This window comes from Mucilaginibacter lappiensis (assembly GCF_050433765.1).
GTDB lineage: Bacteria > Bacteroidota > Bacteroidia > Sphingobacteriales > Sphingobacteriaceae > Mucilaginibacter > Mucilaginibacter lappiensis_A.
The window spans coordinates 185,502-207,608 of record NZ_JBNPWP010000007.1; the positions used below are offsets into that span (position 1 = coordinate 185,502).

The window sequence follows — 22,107 nt, forward strand, 5'->3', positions numbered from 1 at the left end:
AAAATCATTAACATGAAAAAATATTTTATTCCCAAATTAACCCTTTTGTTATTAACGGCTTGTATTGGCTTACAAGGGTGCGACAAAAATTTTGAGGCAATTAATACCAATCCCAATTCATCTGCCAACCCTACACCTGCCTTCGTGTTTACCAAAGCCGAGTTAGATGGAGCGGGCGATGTGTTAGATTTGCTTCAGGGCACCATGCAATATACCACCAGCTACAATGATGTGGCCGGGTTTGGCGCAAAGTATGTGCTTAGTCAAAGCTCACAGTCCTGGGGAGTATTTGACATTGCCTATCCAAAGGAGATCAACGAGGTTACGCAGGTAATCACCTCTGTTACCGGCAATGCAGACCAGGTTAATCTGCTGGCAGCAGCCAGAATATGGCGGGCTTATTGTTTTAGCCGGATAACCGATCTGTATGGGGATATCCCGTATTCGCAGGCCGGTAAAGGGTTTACAGACGCTGTTTATATGCCAGCGTATGATGAGCAAAAAAACATTTATGCTGATATCCTGAAAGAGCTGAATGAGGCCGCGACATCATTTAATGCGGCAAAACCAACTTTTGGTGCCGCGGATCTGATTTATAACGGCGATGTAGACAAGTGGAAAAAGTTTGCCTATTCATTAATGCTCCGTTGTGCCATGCGTATGACCAAGGTTGATATTGCAGGTGCCGAAACATGGGCAAAAAAAGCAATTGCCGGTGGTGTGATCACCGCGGATGCCGATATAGCAAAAGTAAACGGTTACGTTTCGGCGGGTCAGGATATCAATAAAAACCCGCTTGCATTGGGTATGCTTAACGCTGATTTCATTGGAGCAAACGGCACATCTAACCCCGAAGGTGGTAAATACCAGGATGTGTTTATTGATTATTTAAAAAATAACAAAGACCCCCGTTTGGCTGCTGTTTCGGTAGTTTGGGTAAATAAGCTTGCTGATACTACAGCTGCTATCCAAAAGGGTATGTCATCCAGTTTGAGCGCGAAACCGGCCGATGCTGTATTTGTAACCTATTCGGAGCCTAATCCGCGAACAATTTTACAGCTGAACAGCCCTTACCTGTTACTCACCAATGCCGAAACCAATTTCCTGCTGGCCGAAGCTGCATTGCGTGGCTGGTATACCGCATCGGGCGCAAGTACCTTGTATGAGAACGGTATCAGCGCGTCTATGCGTCAATGGGCACTGTTTGGGGCTACCATCAGCAACAACCAGATCCAGACCTATCTGAGCTATCACCGCCTAAACACCACAGGTACATTCAATGCACAAATGGAACAGATCTACACCCAGTTTTGGGTTGGTGTGTTTCCTAATTCGCAGGAAGTATTTGCAAGCTACAGGCGTACCGGCTATCCGGCATTGATCCCTAACAATTACGTAGGTAACGCTACAGGCGGCAAGATATTCAGAAGGATGTTATATCCTACAACCGAGCAAAATTTAAACAGGGCCAATTATAATGCGGTAATAGCCCGTCAGGGCCCGGATGAGTTCCTGACCCGTATCTGGTGGGATCGTCCCTGATCATATTGGTCAGTAACAGTTGATTAACAATAGCCAGCCCATGCCGGATATGCTTTTTTCAAAACATGATAAGCATGCCGCTGGCTATTATTTATAATAAACATTAAACGCTAAATCAAAATATCATAACAATGGAAAGAAGATCAATTTTAAAAAAAATGCTGGCTTCGGCAGCCGGGATTTCAATATTCGGTTTCGCAAAAGCAGATGTTGTAAAAAGCGAAGAGAAAGAAGTTAACAACATTACCACACACCAGGATGTGCCTTTGTTTTCCGGTTCTACCAAATTGGGTAATATGATTTTTATAGCCGGCAAGGGCGCCCATGTTGAGCCGTTTGAGATCAAGGCCCATACCGAAATTGTATTGAAAGAGCTTGAAAGCGAGCTTAAAAAAGCAGGCTCATCAATGGAAAAAGTATTAAAAGTAACCGTGTTCCTGAATGATATTGCCGATTACCAGGGCATGAATGATGTTTACAAAGGCCGGTTTGGTAAAAACCCACCGGTACGTACTACTGTGGCTGTAGCTAAGGGTGGTGTTCCGGGAAACTCACTGGTAGAGATGGATTGTATCGCTTATATATAGCAGTGTCAAATTAAGTTATACAGATTAATATGAAACGCAGAGATATTATTAAAGGCCTTACTATACTACCGCTAGCCAGCGGATTTATAGGCAAAGCGGCCGTTTTACATACCACTCCCATACCGGTTTCCACGCCTAAACGCGATTTTTTCAAAGAGCTTGATGTTACCCCGGTTATCAATGCAGGGGTAACCATGACCTTTTTATCGGGTTCATTGATGCTGCCTGAGGTATTGGAGGCTATTAACTCAACCTCGCATGATTTTGCCAACATGTATGAACTACAGGATAAAGTAGGTGCCAGGATTGCCGAAATGCTTCATGTTGAAGCAGCCATGGTAACATCCGGAGCCTCATGCGCCATAGTTTTAGGGACCGCAGCAGCCATAACAGGTACTAACCAGGATAAAATAAAACAACTGCCTAACCTCCCGGGCCCAAGGCCTGAAGTTATTATGCAGAAAACACACCGGTATCTGTTTGATCAGGCTGTAAGCACTACAGGCGCGAAGATCATTGAGGTAGATGGTCCGGAGGGTATGGAAAACGCGATAAACAGCAATACAGTGATGGCCTTGTTTTTTAATGCGGGCGAAAAAAGCAGCATTACACATGAGCAGTTTTTACAAATTGCCAAAAAACACAGCATCATTACGTTTATTGACGCGGCAGCAGACGTACCCCCGGTAGAGAACCTGTTTAAATTTCAAAAAATGGGATTTGATCTGGTTACTTTTTCGGGAGGTAAAATGATCCACGGGCCGCAAAGTGCTGGTTTACTATTCGGTCGTAAAGACCTGATAACCGCTGCCCGGCTCAATCACAGCCCTAATGAAGCACCAATAGGCCGACCGATGAAGGTGAATAAAGAAGAAATGTTTGGCATGTACGCCGCCTTAAAAGCATACCTCGAAAAAGATCATCATAAAGAGTGGGATGACTGGCTGCAACGGGCAAAACATATTGGTGCCCGATTAGAAACCATTCCAACGGTAAAAAGCAAAATAGTGGTCAACCCCGGACCGGCTAATGCTTTCCCAAGTTTATATGTAACCTGGGATCAAACCAAAGTAAAAACAAAACCTAAAGATGTGCTGGCGGCCCTAAAAAGCGGTACGCCAAGTATAGTGGCTAATGGACATAATGACACACTGATTATTGGCGTGGTGCTGTTAAGGCCCGACCAGATAGATGTAGTTGCCAGTAAGGTCAAGGCCATTTTACAACAGGTAGTTTAAGCTGATTTACATTGATTCATTGCTTTACAGAACGGGTAATCCTGCTCTGACAGGATAAATATTGCCTAAAGTTTTCTGTACTATTTAAATTATAACAAGCTAAAAATGAGAAAAAAAATATCCTTGATAATAGCAGCCATGGGCTTGACTATTATGGCTTTAAGCGCGCAAACCTACAGCATTGTGATTAAAGGCGGGCACGTAATTGACCCCAAAAATAACATCGATGCTGAAATGGATGTAGCGGTAAAGGATGGTAAGATAGCGCTGGTTGCCAAAAGCATTGACGCCAGGCAGGGCTTGCAGGTTGTTGATGCTACGGGTTTGTATGTTACACCGGGGCTGATTGATATCCATTCACACAATTTTTATGGTACCGAGCCTGATCATCAGTACGAAAACGGTAACCTGGCCATACCTCCTGATGGTTTTACATTTCGCAATGGCGTTACCACAGTGGTTGATGCAGGTAGCTCGGGATGGCGCACTTTCCCTACATTTAAGGCACAAACAATAGACCAGTCGCAAACGAGGGTGCTGGCTTTCATCAACATTGTGGGCGAAGGCATGCGGGGTGGCTATGAACAAAACTCAAACGATATGGACCCTAAAATGGCCGCGTTAATAGCCCGCCGTTATCGGAATTACGTAGTTGGGTTTAAAGTTGCACATTATGAAGGCCACGAATGGGTTGCGGTTGACCATGCCGTTCAAGCAGGAAACATGGCCGGCGGCCTGCCGGTTATGATCGACTTTGGAGGCAGTAATCCACCATTGTCTATCGAGGAGTTGTTTATGAAACACTTGCGTCCGGGCGATATTTTTACACATTGTTTTGGGCAGCTTGACAGCAGGGAGTATATTGTTGATCTGAATACCCAAAAAATAAAACCCTTTGTGTGGGAAGCACGTAAGCGGGGTATTTACTTTGATGTTGGTTATGGTGGTATCAGCTTTGCTTTTTCTCAGGCCATACCGGCCGCGAAAGATGGTTTTTTCCCAAATTCTATCAGTACGGATATCCATACAGGCAGTATGAATAATGCTATGAAAGATATGCTGACTACTATGTCCAAATTTCTCAATATAGGAATGGGCCTGTTTGAAGTAATACAAACCAGTACCTCAAATCCTGCAAAAGAAATTAAACATGAAGAGTTGGGAAACCTTTCTGTTGGTTCAGATGCCGATGTTGCCATTTTGAATATTCGTAAAGGTATTTTTGGCTTGTTTGATTATACCGGCTACAAAATTGCCGCCGACAAGAAGTTAGAATGCGAAATGACCATTCGCGCCGGAAAAATAGTATATGATTTGAACGGTATTGCCACGCCGATTATGGCGCCGAGGATACCCGCGAAGTCAATTGCCAGAGTTCAATAACCAAATTTAACCTATATAACCAAATGAGAAGTATTTTTAAAATTTGCCTGCTGCTCATGCTGTTTTATACAAATAGCCAGGCGCAAACAATATCAAAAGATCAACTGATATTTTACACGTCGGAGTGGAAAGGCGAGCGTTTTGATGACGGCAGGCCCAAAATACCGGATGATCTGCTTGCACGTGCCAAAAACATCGGCATTGAAGAAGCCTGGACGGTGTTACGAAACGAAGGTTACAATAACCAGTTTGAGGGTAACTGGAAAATGGTGAATGATGATGTGCCTGTAATTGGCCGTGCTGTAACAGCCATGTTTATGCCCAGCCGCCCCGATGTAGAAAAAAATATAAAGGAACGGGGCGCAAAGGAAGGCCGAAAAGGTAATACCAATGCATGGCCTATTGATGTATTAAAAAAAGGTGATGTTTACGTGGCCGATGGTTTTGGTAAAATAAAGGGAGGAACATTAATAGGCGACAACCTGGGCAATTCCATATTCAGTAAATCAGGCAACGGGGTGATCTTTGATGGCTCGGCTCGGGATCTGCAGGGATTAAAAAGTATTCCGGGTTTCAATGCCTTTGTTCGTGATTTTGACCCATCCTATTTGGAAGAGATGGTACTGATGGGTCTTAATACACCCATCAGAATAGGACATGCTATTGTAATGCCCGGCGATCTGGTTATTTCCGAAAAAGAGGGTGTGCTGTTTATCCCTGCTCATTTAGCAGAAAAGGTTATAGCCACTGCAGAATTTATCGCCCTCCGTGATGAATTTGGACAAGCTATGCTTAAATCGGGTAAGTTTACCACGGGCGAAATTGACAGTCAGTGGACAAGCACTATCAGGGAGGCATTTTTGAAATGGCTGGATCAAAATCCAAACAAAGTAAAAATGACACGCGCGCAGTTAGATGCTTTCATGGAGAAAAGAACCTGGTAGTTATACAATCTTAAATTATAATAAATTGAATAGTTTTAATATTTATAAGATAGTAGCAGGATTATCAGTGATATGCCTGCTTATTTCGGCTACCTTTTTTTACCGCGGAAGTATAGAACAGGTCGGACCATTTCTGATCGCTTTTTTTGTAACGCTGGCCATTTCGTTTCGGGGATTTACACTGCTTAAAGGTTTCTCTTACACGCTTATCATCTTTGCCGCGGTTACCACCGCTTTATATTATCCGCAGTATTTTATCCAGGTAAACGGAGTTAAACTGGCTGTGCTCATTACACCACTTATACAACTTATCATGTTTGGCATGGGGACATCTATGAGCATCAAAGACTTTGCAGGTGTAATTAAAATGCCTAAAGGGGTATTTATTGGTGTATTCAGCCATTTTCTGATCATGCCATTGTTGGGGTTTACATTAGCTAAATTGAGCGGTTTTCCACCAGAAATTGCAGCAGGTATAATTCTTGTCGGCTGTTCGCCAAATGGAATGGCTTCAAATGTTATATCATACCTTGCAAAGGCCAATCTGGCCTTATCTATTACAATTACAGCGGTTTCAACCATGCTTGCGCCAATTTTTACACCATTATTGATGAAACTGCTTGGAGGCGCCTTTATTAAAATAGATATGCTGAATATGATGTGGGATATTACCAAAATGGTGATAGTACCCATTGGAGTAGGTATTCTGTTTAATAAATACCTGCTTAAAAGAGCAAAGTGGCTGGAGCGCGTTATGCCAATGGTATCTATGTTTGGTATTGCATTCATTATCGTGATCATTACCGCAGCCGGGCGAAGCAGTTTGCTCAACATTGGTTTTATGCTGATTTTCCTGGTATTGATCCATAACCTGATGGGCTATACCCTGGGCTATTGGTCGGGCAGGTTGTTTAAAATGAATGAGCGTGATTGCCGCACAATGGCTATAGAAGTTGGAATGCAAAACGGAGGCCTGGCATCGGGTTTGGCCAAGGAGATGGGTAAAATTGCCACCGTTGGTTTAGCCCCGGCCGTATTTGGCCCCTTGATGAACATCACCGGCTCTTTACTGGCAAATTACTGGCATCGTAAGCCGATAAAAGAACAATAGCTCGCGGAAAACAACAGGTAAAGCTCCCCGCAAACATGCGCGGCGGCAGGCATGAGTTATTTTGGTAGCTCATGCCTGCCCGGCGCTTTGTACAAAATTCTCCCCAACATTCATACACCGCCTGGTAATAAATTTCCGTTCGCCCGAAGATGATCGCTTTAAAATGTATGTATTTTCAAGAAGATGTTAAAGTTGCAGTGATCAACGCAATTCATTTTTTAAGGAAATATGACCCGCACAGGCAAACTAAATTCATAAGCTAAGCAGCTGATCCTCAAATTTAATCAACTAAAAGGTTCAAAATTTGCAGTTTTTGCAGTAATACACATCACTTTTTAATCAACCCTATTATTAATTGATTACCTGTATGGTAAAGTGTTAATTATTTACCCGACTTAACATATTATAAGCTTTTTCTTTACCTTCATGCTTCAATTATATTAACTGACCCATGAGAAAATCACTTTTAACATTAGTACTGTTATTTGTTTTTTTAATTGCATATGCCCAAAACCTTACTCCAAGACAATTATTTCCGGGTTTATTTGAGGCGGTACAGCTTACTGACATATTTCCTGATAATAAGATATTTGTTGATGCTACACCCAAGCGCAGCCCTGAACTGATCATGAAGGATTATGAAACACAAAAAAATAAGCCTGAATTTGATTTGAAACAGTTTGTGAACGATAATTTTTTTATTCCCGGTACGCACAATGACGCCTTTAAGAGCGATATATCAATGGGGATACGCAAACATATAGATACCCTTTGGCAGGTGCTTTACCGCAGGCATGATACGGTTTCAAAATATTCATCATTGTTGCCTTTGCCCCATGATTTTATAGTTCCCGGCGGACGCTTCCGCGAAACGTATTACTGGGATTCATACTTTACTATGCTTGGCCTGCAGGAGAGCCATAAAACAAAGGTCATTGAAAATATGATCGATAATTTTGCCTACCTGATTGATAAGTATGGATTTATCCCTAACGGCACCCGCACTTATTATTTAACGCGGTCACAGCCTCCGTTTTTTTCATTAATGCTTGATCTGCTGGCTAAAGATAACGGCCCCAAAGTACTGGTTAAATATCAGCCCGAGCTGTTAAAAGAATATGCCTATTGGATGGAAGGCGCCGGCAAACTAAAACCAGGTCAGGCACACCGTATGGTGGTACGGATGCCCGGCGGCGAATTACTGAACCGTTACTGGGACGACTCTGACAAACCACGGGAAGAATCATTTAAAAAGGATGTAGATGCTGCTAAAACAACCTTGCAAAAGCCAGGCGATTTTTACCGGAACATCCGGGCGGCTGCAGCGTCGGGCTGGGATTTTAGCACACGCTGGTTTGATACAACGGGTAAGCTGGCAACCATTCAAACTACCAATATTATTCCGGTTGATCTCAATTGCCTGCTTTATCATCTGGAGCTATCTATAGCCCGTTCTTTCCAATTACAGGGGAAAGGCAGCGAATACCGTGTTTATTTAACCAAAGCCACACAGCGTAAAAAGGCCATACAAAAATATAGCTGGAGCGCAGGTACCGGCTGGTTTATGGATTATAACTGGAAACTAAATCATATTACCCCTCATCAAACCCTGGCTGGCGTATTTGCACTTGAATTTAAAATAGCAAATGCCAAACAGGCCGAAATAATGGCTAAAGCGCTTAAAATAAAGTTTTTTAAATCTGGCGGGCTCCTTACTACGTTTAACAGATCAGGGCAGCAGTGGGATAGTCCTAATGCCTGGGCGCCATTGCAATATATGGCCATTGATGGTTTAAATAAATATAATCAAAACATTTTGGCCAGATCAATTGCTGAAACATGGATCCGTACCAATATCAGGGTTTTTGGCGATACCGGTAAGCTAATGGAAAAATACAATGTATTGGATACTGATGCAAAAGCTGGTGGCGGAGAATACCCCCTGCAGGACGGCTTTGGGTGGACAAATGGTGTTTTACTAAACTTGCTGAACCACTATCAGGTTGATCAGTTATAATACTATTTGAATAATTACCGCTTGCTGCTAATAAATTAAAATGCAACTAAAATCTTTTTTAATGATTTTAACCCAAGTTTTTAGCAGGGCCTACTATAAGTTAATCTATTTACTATGAGAATTTGTTTACCTATTTTATTTCTTGTAATTTTTGGATGTGCAGCCTTTGCATCACCCAAAACAGATAGCCTTCTTAATGAACTGAAGCGTGAGCTGACAAGGAAGAAAATTTATGACGATCAAAAAGAAGCGCATGTAAAACAGTTGAAAGCATCATTATCAACTGTTCCGTCGGCAAATTACAATTTGCGATATCGGCTTTGCAGTAATATTTACGAAGAGTACAAAGTATATCAGTTTGATTCGGCCTATGTTTATATCAATAAAATGCAAAACATAAGCAATATACTTCAGGATGCCCCTAAACAAAGTGATTGTAAATTAAAGTTGGGTTTTATACTGCTTTCGGCAGGCATGTTTAAAGAGGCGTTTGATTGTTTTAATGGAATTGATGTTCATCTTTTAAATAACGATTTAAAAATTCAGTATTATGCATTAAGAGCCAGAGCACATTCAGACCTGGCCGATTATGACAATAATATTTATTATAGTCAACACAACAATGAGCTGTCTATAAAGTACCTGGATTCAACCATTGCACTTTGTAAGCCAAACTCGTATGATTATTTGATGCAACAGGGGAATAAACAGGTAAGATTGGGTGATTTAAAAAAGCCATCGGAGTATTATACCCGTTTATTAAACAGCTTTCCCCTAACTACTCATCAGCGGGCTATGGTGGCTACCGGCCTCAGTGCTTTTTACAAAGGACCTTCACAGATAGGGGAGCGTACTGATCTTTTGATCATTGGTGTTATTAATGATATCAGATCATCAACAAAAGAAACCCTGGCCAGCTTTGAATTAGGCGATCTGTTGTATAGGAACGGTAATATAAAAGATGCCTACATCTTTATAAACCAGGCTATGGATGATGCCGAATACTATGGCGCCCGGCTCAGAAAAATAAAAATAGGTGCCGTATTGCCTGTAGTGGCAGCTGAAAAGCTGGTTTTAATGGAGAAAGAAAAAAATAAATTCCTTGTTTATCTTTTATCCATAGGTGCTGTTTCCATATTAGTGCTGATGATCTTCTTTATTATATTTAACCAGCTGAAACGCTTAAAAGTTAAAGAAAAGATCATTGAGGAAAAAAACCAGCAGTTAGAAAGCACCAATGATAAGCTTATTGAAGATACACATATTAAAGAAGAGTATATCGGGTACTTTTTTAACGTTATATCGGGCTATATATTAAAGCTTGAAAAATTAAAAAGAAATATTGACAGGAAGCTTGCCGCAAGGAAATATGATGATATTCAACTGGTTGTAAACGAAATAAATATTAAAAAAGAACGCGACCTGCTGTTTTACACGTTCGATCATATCTTCCTGAAAATATTCCCCAATTTTATTACAGTTTTTAATTCACTTTTTAAACCGGAAGATCAGATATGGCCTAAAGATCACGAGGTGTTAAATACCGATCTGCGCATTTTTGCATTGATTAGGATGGGTATAAACGATAACGAAACTATTGCCAATATTTTGGAGTACTCCGTAAATACAATATATGTATATAAAATGCGCATCAAAGCCCGCTCAATACTTCCGGGAGATCAGTTTGACGAAAAAATAATGGCCATAAAAGCGGTTGATGTATTAAATAAGCCCTGATCAAAATGCAGCCGGTTTTATGCAAAAAAGCTAAACATTGGTGATATAAGCATATTAAAACAGTTAAATTTTATTTATACTTTTTCAGATTCGGTTATTTACAATCGCTTGATTGTTAAATATTTAACTTTATAAAAGGTCAAATATATTTATATTTTAAGAAAAAAAATAGGTAATGCACTAATCTACCTATTACTTTGTGACGCTCATTTAAGGCAAGGTGAATACTGAATTATTTCACCTGATAAATGACCTTTCCAAACGCAAAGTATAACCCTATATAATTAAAATTTTCCTGTAAGTGACCTTGTTGGGTTGCTATCCCTGCTAAAGGATATTTAATTTTTGCATTAAGTGGATTAACTGCTATGGCTTTGCTTTTGGCATTTTATCGGTAATGAACTTTTTTGAATTATAAAATAACCAATATGAACAGTAAATATACAAATACCTATAGTCCGCCGTAACAATTAAATACCAATAAACCATGAACTATACAGGTTTATACGAAGAAAATAACATCAATAGTTATTTCATATTATAAATCACCAGGTATACCTAAAATCAAACCATTTAAACATTAAATCTAAATTTATGCAGCTAAAAAATTTACTTAAAGTAAGCTGTCTTGCCGTTTTTTGTTTCTTTGCTGTGCCGGTAATGGCGCAAAACAAAGTAATAACCGGTAAAGTTACAGACTCACATGATGGCTCACCATTACCAGGTGTATCCATTGTGGCAAAAGGCTCAACTATTGGTACTAATTCCGGTCCCAATGGTGAGTTTAAACTTTCATTGCCAGCCTCGGCAAATACTATTGTACTATCATTTGTGGGTTACGCGAAACAAGAGGTTGATGTTACCGGCAAAACAATTGTAAATGTTGCAATGGTTGGTAGCGCTACCGCATTAAGTGAGGTACAGATCATTAGCGTAGGTTACGGTTCCCAGCGTAAAAAAGATTTAACCGGTGCTGTTTCTAACATTTCGGCTAAGGATTTTAACCAGGGTGCTATCATTAACCCGCTTGACCAGGTTCAGGGCAAGGTAGCAGGTTTGGTTATTACCCAGGGTGGTGGTGACCCTAACCAATCGGCTTCGATACGTTTAAGGGGGCAAACATCAATTTCAGGTAACCAATCGCCATTATTTGTGGTTGACGGTATACCGCTTGATGACCCAACTCAGTTTCAGAATATAGCTCCGGCTGATATTGCGTCGTACGATGTGTTAAAGGATGCGTCGGCAACTGCCATTTACGGTTCACGCGGTGCAAACGGCGTTATCATTGTGAATACCAAAAAAGGCAGTGCAGGTAAAACCCAGGTTGAATATAACGGCTACGTGGGTGTTTCTAAACAAAGTAAATATTGGGATCTGCTAAATACCGCCGAATACTTGGCTACACCTCAGGCAAAAGCCAACCCTCAAAAAGGACAAGGCGAATCTGATGATGTTAATACCGACTGGCAACGTGCCATTACGCGCACCGCTTTAACGCACAGCAACAACGTGGCTATATCAGGTGGTGCAAATGGCTTTAATTATCGGGCATCATTAAACTATCAGAACCAGCAGGGGGTAATTATCAATAGTAACAAGGAGCAGCTGGGTTTACGCTTTAATGCAGAGCAAAAAGCGTTGAACGATAAATTGGATATTCAATTAGGTATATCAAATGTTAACACTAACCGTAGCTTAACAAACTATAACGCTATTGGTTATGTATTTAATGCATTGCCAACTATCCCTATCAAAAATGCCGACGGATCATTTAATGACTATGGTGCAGGTTATAATGCCTACAACCCGGTTCTGTATTTAACAAATACCTATAACAGGCATAATGAATATTTGACCAATATAAATGCAAGTATCAATTACACACTGCTTCCCGGCCTTAAAATAGGTGTTACGGGTTCCACCACACGCAACAATGTGCAAACCCATTATTTTGTGCCCCGTTTTGTAGCTCAAAATAGTAACAGCATGGCTGTGGACAGTAACTTGAACACTAACTCTTACAAAGGAGATATCCACCTTAATTTTGACAAGAGTTTTGGCAAGCATAATATTTCTGCGGTAGCTGTAGCTGAAAAAAGCACTTTCCCTACCAATTACTTTTTTGCAGGATCGCAACAGTTAATATCAGAAGGAAGTTTGGATAATGCCTTAGGTACCGGTTTAATATTCCCTCCTCCCGGTTCTTACAAAGATGATAATGAGTTGAAATCGTTGCTTGCCCGTGTAAACTACAATTACGATGGTCGTTTTTATGCAACCGCTTCGGTACGTCGTGACCAGTCGAGTAAATTTGGTAGCAATTACCAGGTGGGGTATTTCCCATCATTTGACCTGGCTTATCGTTTAAAACGCGATTTAGTAAATAACGTTGACTGGATTAACGATTTAAAATTACGCATTGGCTATGGCCGGGTAGGTAATGCAAATGGTATAGGCCCTTACAGCAGCTTAGCACTTGTTGCACCGGGTAATAAATTTTATGATGGTACAACCGGTTATTATCCATCCAGCTATGCTCCTAACCAAAATGCTAACCCTTACCTGAAATGGGAAACCAGGATAGGACGCAACGTAGGACTTGATTTTTCTTTATTTAATGATCGTTTATCAGGCGATATCAACTATTATAATGATAAGACCCAGGATCTGCTTTTTGCTAATACGGTGCCAACTCCTCCAAACCTTGTAGGTACCACATTTTCAAACGTGGGTGCATTAACTAATAAAGGGATTGAACTTGCGCTTACCGGCCAGATTTTAAAAGGCGAGGGCCTTAACTGGACAGCATCGGGCAATATAAACTTTGTTAAAACCAGGATCGCGAATCTGTCAGGTACACTGGCCGATGGTACAAAGGTAAACACCAGCTTTTTTGAAGTTGGTTTTGCTCAGGGCCAGGGCTTAAGTTCAACGGCCATTACCCGCTTTGTACCGGGGTATGCTCCTTACGTATTTTACCTGCCGCACAGCACAGGTGTAAATGCACAGGGTGTTGAGCTGTTTGATGGCAAAACCCTTGCTGATTATCCGGGCCAAAATCCACCTAAACACTATATTGATCCAAGTCCGAAATTTAATTATGGGCTTAATAACAGCTTTAATTATAAAGACTGGAGTTTCAGCTTCTTTATACGTGGCGTTTACGGACAAAAAATATTCAATAACACCCTGTTAGATTATGAAACCGTTACCCGTTTGCCTACTACCAATACAACCAGGGCAGCATTAACCAACGGTATTACAAGTAACCCAACCCAATCAGACAGGTGGCTGGAAAATGCATCATACCTGCGATTGGATAACGCGTCAATAGGCTATACATTTAAACAAGTTAAAGGTTTAAACTCATTAAGAGTATATGTAGCAGCTAACAACCTGTTTGTTATAACTAAATACAGAGGCCTTGATCCGGAGGTTACTGTAGCCGGAACAAACCAGGCTTATATAGATGCTGATTACGGTGGTTATGCATATTACCCTAAAACAAGAACTTTTACATTCGGTACAACTGTGTCATTTAAATAACTGTTTGTAAATCAAATTTTAAAGAGATGAAAAATAAAAAAATATTACAACTGATCGCATTCATGGCAGCAGGCAGTTTGATTATGCAGTCATGTCAAAAGCTCGATAAAAAAACATATACCGTTATACCTATTGATAATTTTTATCAAACACCGCAGCAAATAGCTGCTGGTTTGGCCCCGGCTTATACTGCTTTAACACCATTACAAACAGAAAACGTATTTCAGTTAAATGAAGCCTCAACTGACGAAATGATCATACCAACACGTGGTAACGACTGGTATGACGGCGGTGCGCATACCCAATTATGGACACATAACTACGCTGTTGATAATTCAAATATAAATGGTGGCTGGACGGATCTGAGTGCCGGTATAACTAAATGTAACTTTGTGATCAGCATAATTAATGGTTTAGCCAATAAACCTGCAAATGCGCCGGTTCTTATTGCCGAGATCAGCGTTCTGCGCGATTATTACTTGTTTTTAATGATGGATCTTTATGGTAATATACCACTGGTAACCACCTATAGCTCCAGCGCAAGCTTAGCACCGGTAAAGAGGTCTGATATTTATGCTTACCTGGAAAGCGATCTTACCAAGAACGTTCCCCTGTTATCAGGCGATAATGCTACCAAGAACCCCGGTATATATGGTCACATGAATAAATGGGCAGGTTATATGCTGTTAAGCAAGCTCTATTTAAATGCACAGGTTTACACCGGTACCGCTCAATGGGAAAAAGCCGAAACTACCGCTCAAATGGTTATTGATTCAAATAAGTACAGTTTGCAGCCTAACTTTTTTGACAATTTTACCTACAACAACCGCGGGTCGGTTGAAAATATATTTTGTATACCCTTCAATTATCCGCTTATTAAAGGTAACGTAATTCAAATGTATACGCTAAATTACAATAATAACCTAACGTTTAATTTAACCGCCCAGCCGTATAACGGGTTTTGTGCGCCAACCAAATTTTTCCGTTCATTCAGCGATGCCGATGTGCGTAAAAAAATGTGGTTGGTTGGTCAGCAATATACATCAGCAGGAGCGCCAATAGCGGGCACAGTATTAAGCCCCTATGTTAATGAGCTTAGTAACCCTGCCGATAGCTTTAAATATGCAGGTGCCCGAAGCGTGAAATATCAGCCGCAACCTGGTACCGGCAGCGATGGTACAAGCAATGATGGTGTGCGTTTCAGGTTAGCTGATGCTTATATGATGGCGGCCGAAGCTCAATTGCATCAAAATAAATTGAGTACGGCTTTGATCAATGTAAATAAAATAAGAACAAGGGCAAATATGCCGGGTTTTACCAGTTTGTCATATGACGATCTGCTTGCTGAACGCGGTCGTGAGTTTGCCTGGGAAGGCTGGCGCAGAAACGATCTGATCAGGTTTGAAGTAGCAACCGGCACCAAATATTTTACCGGGCCACGTTTACCCGGGAAGTCTCAGGATGCTGCAGATAACCACACTTTTCTTTATCCAATACCGCAACCTCAAATTAATACTAACCCCTTATTAAAACAAAATCCGGGTTATAATTAATTGATTTAAGATTTACCAGTTACAACAATGGAACAGCTTTATGCTGTTCCATTGTTTTTAATAAAAGCTTCAATCTGTAATAAAACAGGTAATATTATACTGTAAATTTTAGCCGTTACACATAACATGAAAAAAGCAATAATTGCATTAGTCATTCTAATAGTTATAGGCTTTATCCCATTTCAACAACATAGCAGTGTAAGCATACGATCAAATTATTTTGATGTTTGCCAGCAGTTAATACATGCCGGTAATTGGAAAAGATGGGAACCTCAAATAAATAATTATGCGGATCATCAGATAAGCACCCAAAGCTTTAACTCCGGTTTTTTGATAAGAACACCCAGTCAGATTTTTAACATTAAAAACGTTGGTGCCAATACCTTTAATGTCGTAAACACATTAAATCATATTGAACATCATAGTTTTTATACGGTTGTGCCCGAAATTAAAAATAGCTATGCCACCATAGTTATTGATGCCAAAACCAATGTATTTAAATGGCTTATTTCGCGGTTTGAACCATCTGCAGAACCGGCTTATCTGATGTTAAGCTTAAAAGCTTTTATGGAAAATCCTAGGCTTTATTACGGCTTTACCATTAATGAAAAAAATGTAGCCGAAACTTACCTCGCCGTTAAAAAGGAAACCATCCTGACTAAAAATAAATATCCTGAAATTAATAAAGCGGCAAATGATATCAATAGCTTTATTGCCCAAAGCAATATCAAAGCAGTATCTTCATTATCAGGATCTTATTATCCACATCAGTCTGATTCTTTGCAAATATTAATAGGTATACCAGTAAATAAACAGGTAAATTCAACGAGTGCAATTACCTTTATGCATATGCCGGGTGGTAAAGTAGTAGTAGGCGATTATTATGGCAAATACAGCGAAAGACAAAAGCTTTATACAGCTATGGAAAAATATATACAAGATCATGATTTAAAAAAGCAGGTGCTGCCATTTGAAAGATATTTAAATAATAAGGTTCCCGTAGGCGACAATGATATGGTTAATATGCAGGTTAATTATCCGGTGCTTTAATATGGCTCAAATTATACGTTACAGGATCCTTCCTTTTTTATGGCTGCTTGTTTTGGGCATGATGTCATGCAAACAGAAACCGGCCTTACCGCCTCTTTTTGAGCAGTTGCCATCATCACAAACCAATATTCATTTTGTAAATCGCATCAGCGATAATGACCGTCCCGGTATTTTAGATTACCTGTACTACTACAATGGTGGGGGTGTTGCCGTTGGCGATATTAATAATGATGGCCTGCCCGACTTGTTTTTTACCGCCAATCAAAAGGGGGGTAACAAACTATATTTAAACAAAGGCAACTATAAATTTGAAGACATTACCCAAAAGGCTGGTGTTGCCGGTACTGCCGACTGGAACACAGGGGTAACCATGGCCGATGTGAACAATGATGGTTACCTGGATATTTATGTGTGCGCTGTAGCTGGTAAGTTGAATTTAAAGGGACACAATACACTTTATATAAACAATCACGATGGCACATTTACAGAAAGAGCTGCCGAATATGGGCTTGATTTTTCGGGCTACTCCACACAGGCTGTTTTTTTTGATTACAACCATGATGGCAAGCTCGATTGTTTCCTGCTCAATCAGTCAGATCATTCTGTTGCTGTTTATGGCGATACTTCATCACGAAAAACGGAGAATAAACTGGCTGGCAGCAAACTCTACCTCAATATAAATAATCATTTTACTGATGCAACTAAAAAGGCGGGTATTTATAATAGCGCGCTGGGGTATGGACTTGGTGTAGCCGTTGGCGATTTAAACAATGATGGCTGGGAGGATATATACGTAGGCAATGATTTTCATGAAAATGATTATTACTACGTTAACAACCACAATGGCACTTTTACAGAATCAGGTGCCAAACATTTTAACCATTACAGTCGTTTTAGCATGGGTAACGATATGGCCGATTTTAATAATGATGGCCAGCTTGATATAATAACAGCCGATATGCTGCCCGCCGAAGAATCGGTACTTAAAAGCTATGGTGCAGATGAGTCATATGATCAGTACAAATTAAAGATCACCCTCAATGGTTTTCAGGATCAGTACTCACGTAACGCGCTTCAGAAAAATATGGGCAACGGCGAAGCCTTTAGCGAGGTTGCATTAATGGACGGTGTAGCCGCTACCGATTGGAGCTGGAGCCCCTTACTGGCCGATTTTGATAATGATGGCATCAAAGATCTGTTTATTGCCAATGGTATAAAGCGCCGGGCACTGGATATGGATTATGTAGTATATGTTTCTAATGACCAGGTTCAGGGTATGTTAAGTACACGTGGCTATGATAGCCTGGTGTTGGATAAAATGCCGGTGGGAGCAGTGCACAGCTATCTATTTAAAGGGAATTTAAACGAAAAATTTGAAGATAAAAGTCAGGACTGGGGCATGCGCGAGCCTGGTTTGGCCAACGGCGCGGCCTATGCCGATCTGAACAATGATGGCCGGCTTGAACTGATAACCAATAACGTAAACCACGAAGCGGGCATTTACAAAAACACATCAACCAAAACAACGTATTTAACGCTCCGGTTTACCGGGCGGCAGGATAATAAGTTTGGTATAGGTGTAAAAGCTTATGTTTTTTGCAAGGGGCAAATGCAATACGAGCAATTGATGCTTACGCGCGGGTTTCAATCGTCGGTTGAGCCGCGGCTGCATTTTGGTTTGGGTAAAAAGCAAAGCGCGGATAGTATTTTAATTGTTTGGCCAAATCAAACCTGCCAGCTATTGAAAAATATAAAGGCCAATCAGCAGGTAACCATTGATCAGCGAGATGCAAGCGGCAAATTTAATTATAACCGGTTTTTCCCGCCGCAGCAACCTGTTTTTAAAGAAATAACCAATACGATCCATGTTAACTGGAAACACAAGGAAGATGATTTTGTAGATTTTAACCAGCAACCCCTTATCCCGCATATGCTTTCGGTCGAAGGGCCGCGGATGGCCGTTGCCGATGTGAACCATGATGGTTTGGAAGATTTTTATGTTTGCGGCGCACGAAACCAGCCCGGCGCGTTGTTTATTCAAACCGCTAACGGCGATTTTAAACCATCGCCACAACCCGCTTTCGTAACAGATTCGGCAAGTGAGGATGTGGATGCAGTTTTCCTGGATGCCAATCATGATGGCTTTCCCGATCTGTATGTAGCAAGCGGGGGAAATGAATTACGCAATGGAGCCCCTGAACTGGCCGACCGGCTGTATATGAACGATGGCAAAGGTAATTTTATACGTTCGGCAAATATTCCATCAATAAAATTAAATAAATCGGCAGTAGCGGTTGCCGATGTGAACCATGATGGCTACCCCGATATTTTTGTAGGCGGTGCGCCGGATAGCTTTGGGTTTGGCAAAATTCCTGAGTCGTATTTATTAATGAATGATGGCCATGGCGTATATCACCAGGCAGCCATTCCTGATGAATTAAAACATGCCGGTATGCTGCGTTCGGCTGCCTTTGCCGATCTGGATAATGATGGCTGGCCAGATCTGGTAGCGGCCGGCGAATGGATGCCTGTAAAAATTTACCTCAATAAAAAAGGAAAATTGACGCAACAACATCAAACCGGTATAGACAAATTATCGGGCTGGTGGCAAAAGGTGGTATTGGCGGATGCTGATGGCGATGGAAAAATTGATATATTGGCTGGTAATTACGGCAGCAACTCCAAGCTGAAACCAACCATTGATGAACCATTGAAACTGTACCTGGCCGACCTGGATAAGAATGGCACTATTGATCCGATAGTGGCTTATGGTATTGATCAAAAATATTATACATTTTTAGGCAAGGGAGAGATTGAAAGACAGGTGCCTTTAATTAAAAAGAAGTTTTTATACTTTCATGATTTTGCCGGTAAAACGGTTGAACAGTTATTTGGCGACTCATTAAATGATAATAAACCATTAAAGGCCGCATCTTTTCAATCAGGTGTTTTTTATAATAAAGGGAAGGGTAATTTTGAGTTCAAAGCATTTCCGTCATCGGCACAAATTTCACCGCTTTTTGGACTCAGCGCATTTTCTGCAGGCAATGGGAAAGGGATATTAGCCGGTGGCAATTTCAGCGGGGTATTACCCTATGAGGGCAAGTACGATGGAGACTACGGCGATGTACTATTTATTGACGGTAACCGCGACGTTGAAAATATTTCGCCGCTATCATCCGGATTTTTGCTTCGGGGCCAGGTAAGGGATATTAAAACAATTAAAACCGCGACAGGTATAATTTATGCCGTTGCTTTCAATAACAAACCAATTAGGTTTTTTAAGTTAAATAACTGATATGAATAAAGTACATGTGTTGTTGATTGGCCTGTGTTTATTGGCCGGCAATAAATTGCGCGCCCAAAATTCATGGCTCATAAAAGCAGATAAGATAGACCCCGCCAACTATTACGGCATCACGGTAGCAAATGGCATGATAGGCATTGTATCATCGCCAGAGCCGTTTAAGGTCAAAAATGTAGTGCTTGCCGGTGCTTATGATCTGTATGGCCGCGGCCGGGTAAGCAATTTCCTGAACAGCTTTAACTTGCTCAACATGTACATGGAAATAAACGGCAAGCGCATTGACGCCAAAAACATCAGCAACTTTAAACAGGAGCTGGATATGCAGCATGCCGCATTTACTACCACCTTTGATTATGGCGATGCCGCCACGGTTAAATATACTTATTACTCCCTAAGGCAATTGCCTTTTACGGTATTGATGGATATTAGTATAACGGCTAAAAAAAGCATCAATATTACCGCCGCGAGTGTGATGGAAGCGCCGGATGCTTTAAAGGAAGTTCAGAATTATTATAATGAGATTGACAGGCCGCATGTAACCATCAGCCTGCTTACCTCTACCGCGAAAAGCCCTACAGGTAAATTGCAGCTTTGCGCCTCCAACACCTTTTTGTTTAACGAGGCGCACGGCCGGGAACCACGGGTGATCCACGAAATGTGGGACAATAACATGCACCTCATGAAATTCAGCAAAACCATTGCTGCCGGGCAAACTTATCAGTACGCGCTTGCCGGCTCATCCATTACCTCGGCCCATGATGCCGACCCGCTGAACCAGGCCGAGCGGCTCACCATGTTTGCCAAGCTCGAAGGTCGTGATCGCCTGATACAATTCCATAAAAAAGCCTGGGACGAGCTATGGAAAAGCGATATTAAAATTGAGGGCGACGCGCAGGATCAGCAGGATGTGCATAGTATGCTGTATCATTTATATTCGTTCTCCAGGGCGGGCACGGCTTACTCACCATCGCCCATGGGTTTATCAGGCTTAGGCTATAATGGTCACGTTTTTTGGGATGCCGACTTGTGGATGTACCCGGCTTTGCTGGTACTGCACCCCGAAATTGCGAAATCCCTGGTAGAGTATCGTTTTCAGCGATTGGTTGCGGCTAAGCAAAATGCATTTTCGCACGGCTACAAAGGCGCCATGTTCCCCTGGGAAAGTGCCGATAGTGGGGTAGAAGAAACTCCGGTTTGGGCTTTGAGCGGCCCGTTTGAGCACCATATAACCGCCGATGTGGCCTTAGCTGCCTGGAACTACTATTGTGTTACCCAGGATAAACAATGGCTGCTGGAAAAGGGTTGGCCTATACTATCAGCCACGGCTGATTTTTGGGCAAGCAGGGTAGAGCGCAATGGCGATGGCCACTATGATATTAAGAATGTGGTAGCAGCCGATGAATGGGCCGAGAATGTGGATAATAATGCCTTTACCAATGCCGCCGCGAAAGCAAATTTGCAAAGTGCCATCGCCACCGCGAAAATATTAGGCCTGACTGCCGATCCCGACTGGCAGCAGGTGGAACAAAATATACCTATCCTGAAATTTCCTGATGGCGTTACCAAAGAGTTTGCAAGCTATAAAGGCGAAGGCATTAAACAGGCCGATGTAAACTTATTGGCCTATCCGCTGAAAACCATAACCGACCCCGCGCAGATCAAAAAAGATCTGGAGTATTATGAAACCCGCGTGCCTAATGAAGGTACGCCTGCCATGACGCAGGGCATATTCACCCTGTTGTATGCCCGTTTGGGTAATGGTGATAAGGCTTATCACTTTTTTAAGGATGCCTTTGAACCTAATCTATTGCCGCCATTCCGTGTTATTGCCGAAACCAAGGGTGGTACCAATCCCTATTTTGCAACCGGTGCCGGTGGCATTGTTCAAAGCCTGCTCATGGGCTTTGGTGGTTTGGATATAACCCCCGATGGTATAACACAGCTCAAAAGCAAGCTGCCCAAAAACTGGAAATCATTAACCATAACCGGTATAGGGCCTGATAAAAAAACATATGTTGTTAAGTGATATCTGCTAATATGTTTAGTGATTGAATAAAAGAATCAAAAAAAACCATGTCATTTCGACGAG

13 protein-coding genes are annotated in these 22,107 nt (G+C 41.5%); all 13 read left to right on the forward strand.

The features are described from left to right. Positions 1-12 precede the first annotated feature (12 nt). The 13 genes from M2273_RS20985 (at position 13) to M2273_RS21045 (ending at position 22,044) form a co-directional block, all read left to right on the forward strand. A complete protein-coding gene (locus M2273_RS20985) occupies positions 13-1,542 on the forward strand; it encodes a SusD/RagB family nutrient-binding outer membrane lipoprotein (RefSeq protein ID WP_429399728.1) in 1,530 nt (509 codons plus the stop codon). A gap of 131 nt (positions 1,543-1,673) precedes the next feature. Further along, a complete protein-coding gene (locus tag M2273_RS20990) occupies positions 1,674-2,129 on the forward strand; it encodes a RidA family protein (RefSeq protein WP_429399729.1) in 456 nt (151 codons plus the stop codon). Between the two features lie 29 nt (positions 2,130-2,158). Next, positions 2,159-3,367, forward strand: coding sequence for an aminotransferase class V-fold PLP-dependent enzyme (locus M2273_RS20995; protein WP_429399730.1), 1,209 nt, complete (start codon positions 2,159-2,161; stop codon positions 3,365-3,367). Between the two features lie 105 nt (positions 3,368-3,472). Further along, positions 3,473-4,750, forward strand: coding sequence for an amidohydrolase/deacetylase family metallohydrolase (locus M2273_RS21000; protein WP_429399731.1), 1,278 nt, complete (start codon positions 3,473-3,475; stop codon positions 4,748-4,750). Positions 4,751-4,773: 23 nt separating this feature from the next. Next, positions 4,774-5,694: an RraA family protein gene (locus M2273_RS21005; protein WP_429399732.1), complete on the forward strand. Its 921-nt coding sequence runs from the start codon at positions 4,774-4,776 to the stop codon at positions 5,692-5,694. A 25-nt stretch (positions 5,695-5,719) separates the two neighbouring features. Beyond that, a complete protein-coding gene (locus M2273_RS21010) occupies positions 5,720-6,805 on the forward strand; it encodes a bile acid:sodium symporter family protein (RefSeq protein ID WP_429399733.1) in 1,086 nt (361 codons plus the stop codon). Positions 6,806-7,256: 451 nt separating this feature from the next. Then, positions 7,257-8,822: an alpha,alpha-trehalase TreF gene (gene treF, locus M2273_RS21015; protein ID WP_429399734.1), complete on the forward strand. Its 1,566-nt coding sequence runs from the start codon at positions 7,257-7,259 to the stop codon at positions 8,820-8,822. 114 nt (positions 8,823-8,936) lie between these two features. After that, the gene (locus tag M2273_RS21020) at positions 8,937-10,559 is read left to right on the forward strand and encodes a DUF6377 domain-containing protein (protein WP_429399735.1); all 1,623 of its coding nucleotides are present in this window, start codon (positions 8,937-8,939) and stop codon (positions 10,557-10,559) included. A 594-nt stretch (positions 10,560-11,153) separates the two neighbouring features. Further along, positions 11,154-14,108 carry a SusC/RagA family TonB-linked outer membrane protein gene (locus M2273_RS21025; protein ID WP_429399736.1) on the forward strand — a complete coding sequence of 985 codons (2,955 nt, stop codon included), beginning with the start codon at positions 11,154-11,156 and terminating at the stop codon, positions 14,106-14,108. Between the two features lie 26 nt (positions 14,109-14,134). After that, positions 14,135-15,661 carry a RagB/SusD family nutrient uptake outer membrane protein gene (locus tag M2273_RS21030; protein ID WP_429399737.1) on the forward strand — a complete coding sequence of 509 codons (1,527 nt, stop codon included), beginning with the start codon at positions 14,135-14,137 and terminating at the stop codon, positions 15,659-15,661. Between the two features lie 126 nt (positions 15,662-15,787). After that, positions 15,788-16,711, forward strand: coding sequence for a GyrI-like domain-containing protein (locus M2273_RS21035; RefSeq protein ID WP_429399738.1), 924 nt, complete (start codon positions 15,788-15,790; stop codon positions 16,709-16,711). A 1-nt stretch (position 16,712) separates the two neighbouring features. After that, the gene (locus M2273_RS21040; RefSeq protein ID WP_429399739.1) at positions 16,713-20,009 is read left to right on the forward strand and encodes a VCBS repeat-containing protein; all 3,297 of its coding nucleotides are present in this window, start codon (positions 16,713-16,715) and stop codon (positions 20,007-20,009) included. A gap of 1 nt (position 20,010) precedes the next feature. Beyond that, positions 20,011-22,044 carry a glycosyl hydrolase family 95 catalytic domain-containing protein gene (locus M2273_RS21045; RefSeq protein WP_429399740.1) on the forward strand — a complete coding sequence of 678 codons (2,034 nt, stop codon included), beginning with the start codon at positions 20,011-20,013 and terminating at the stop codon, positions 22,042-22,044. Positions 22,045-22,107 lie beyond the last annotated feature (63 nt).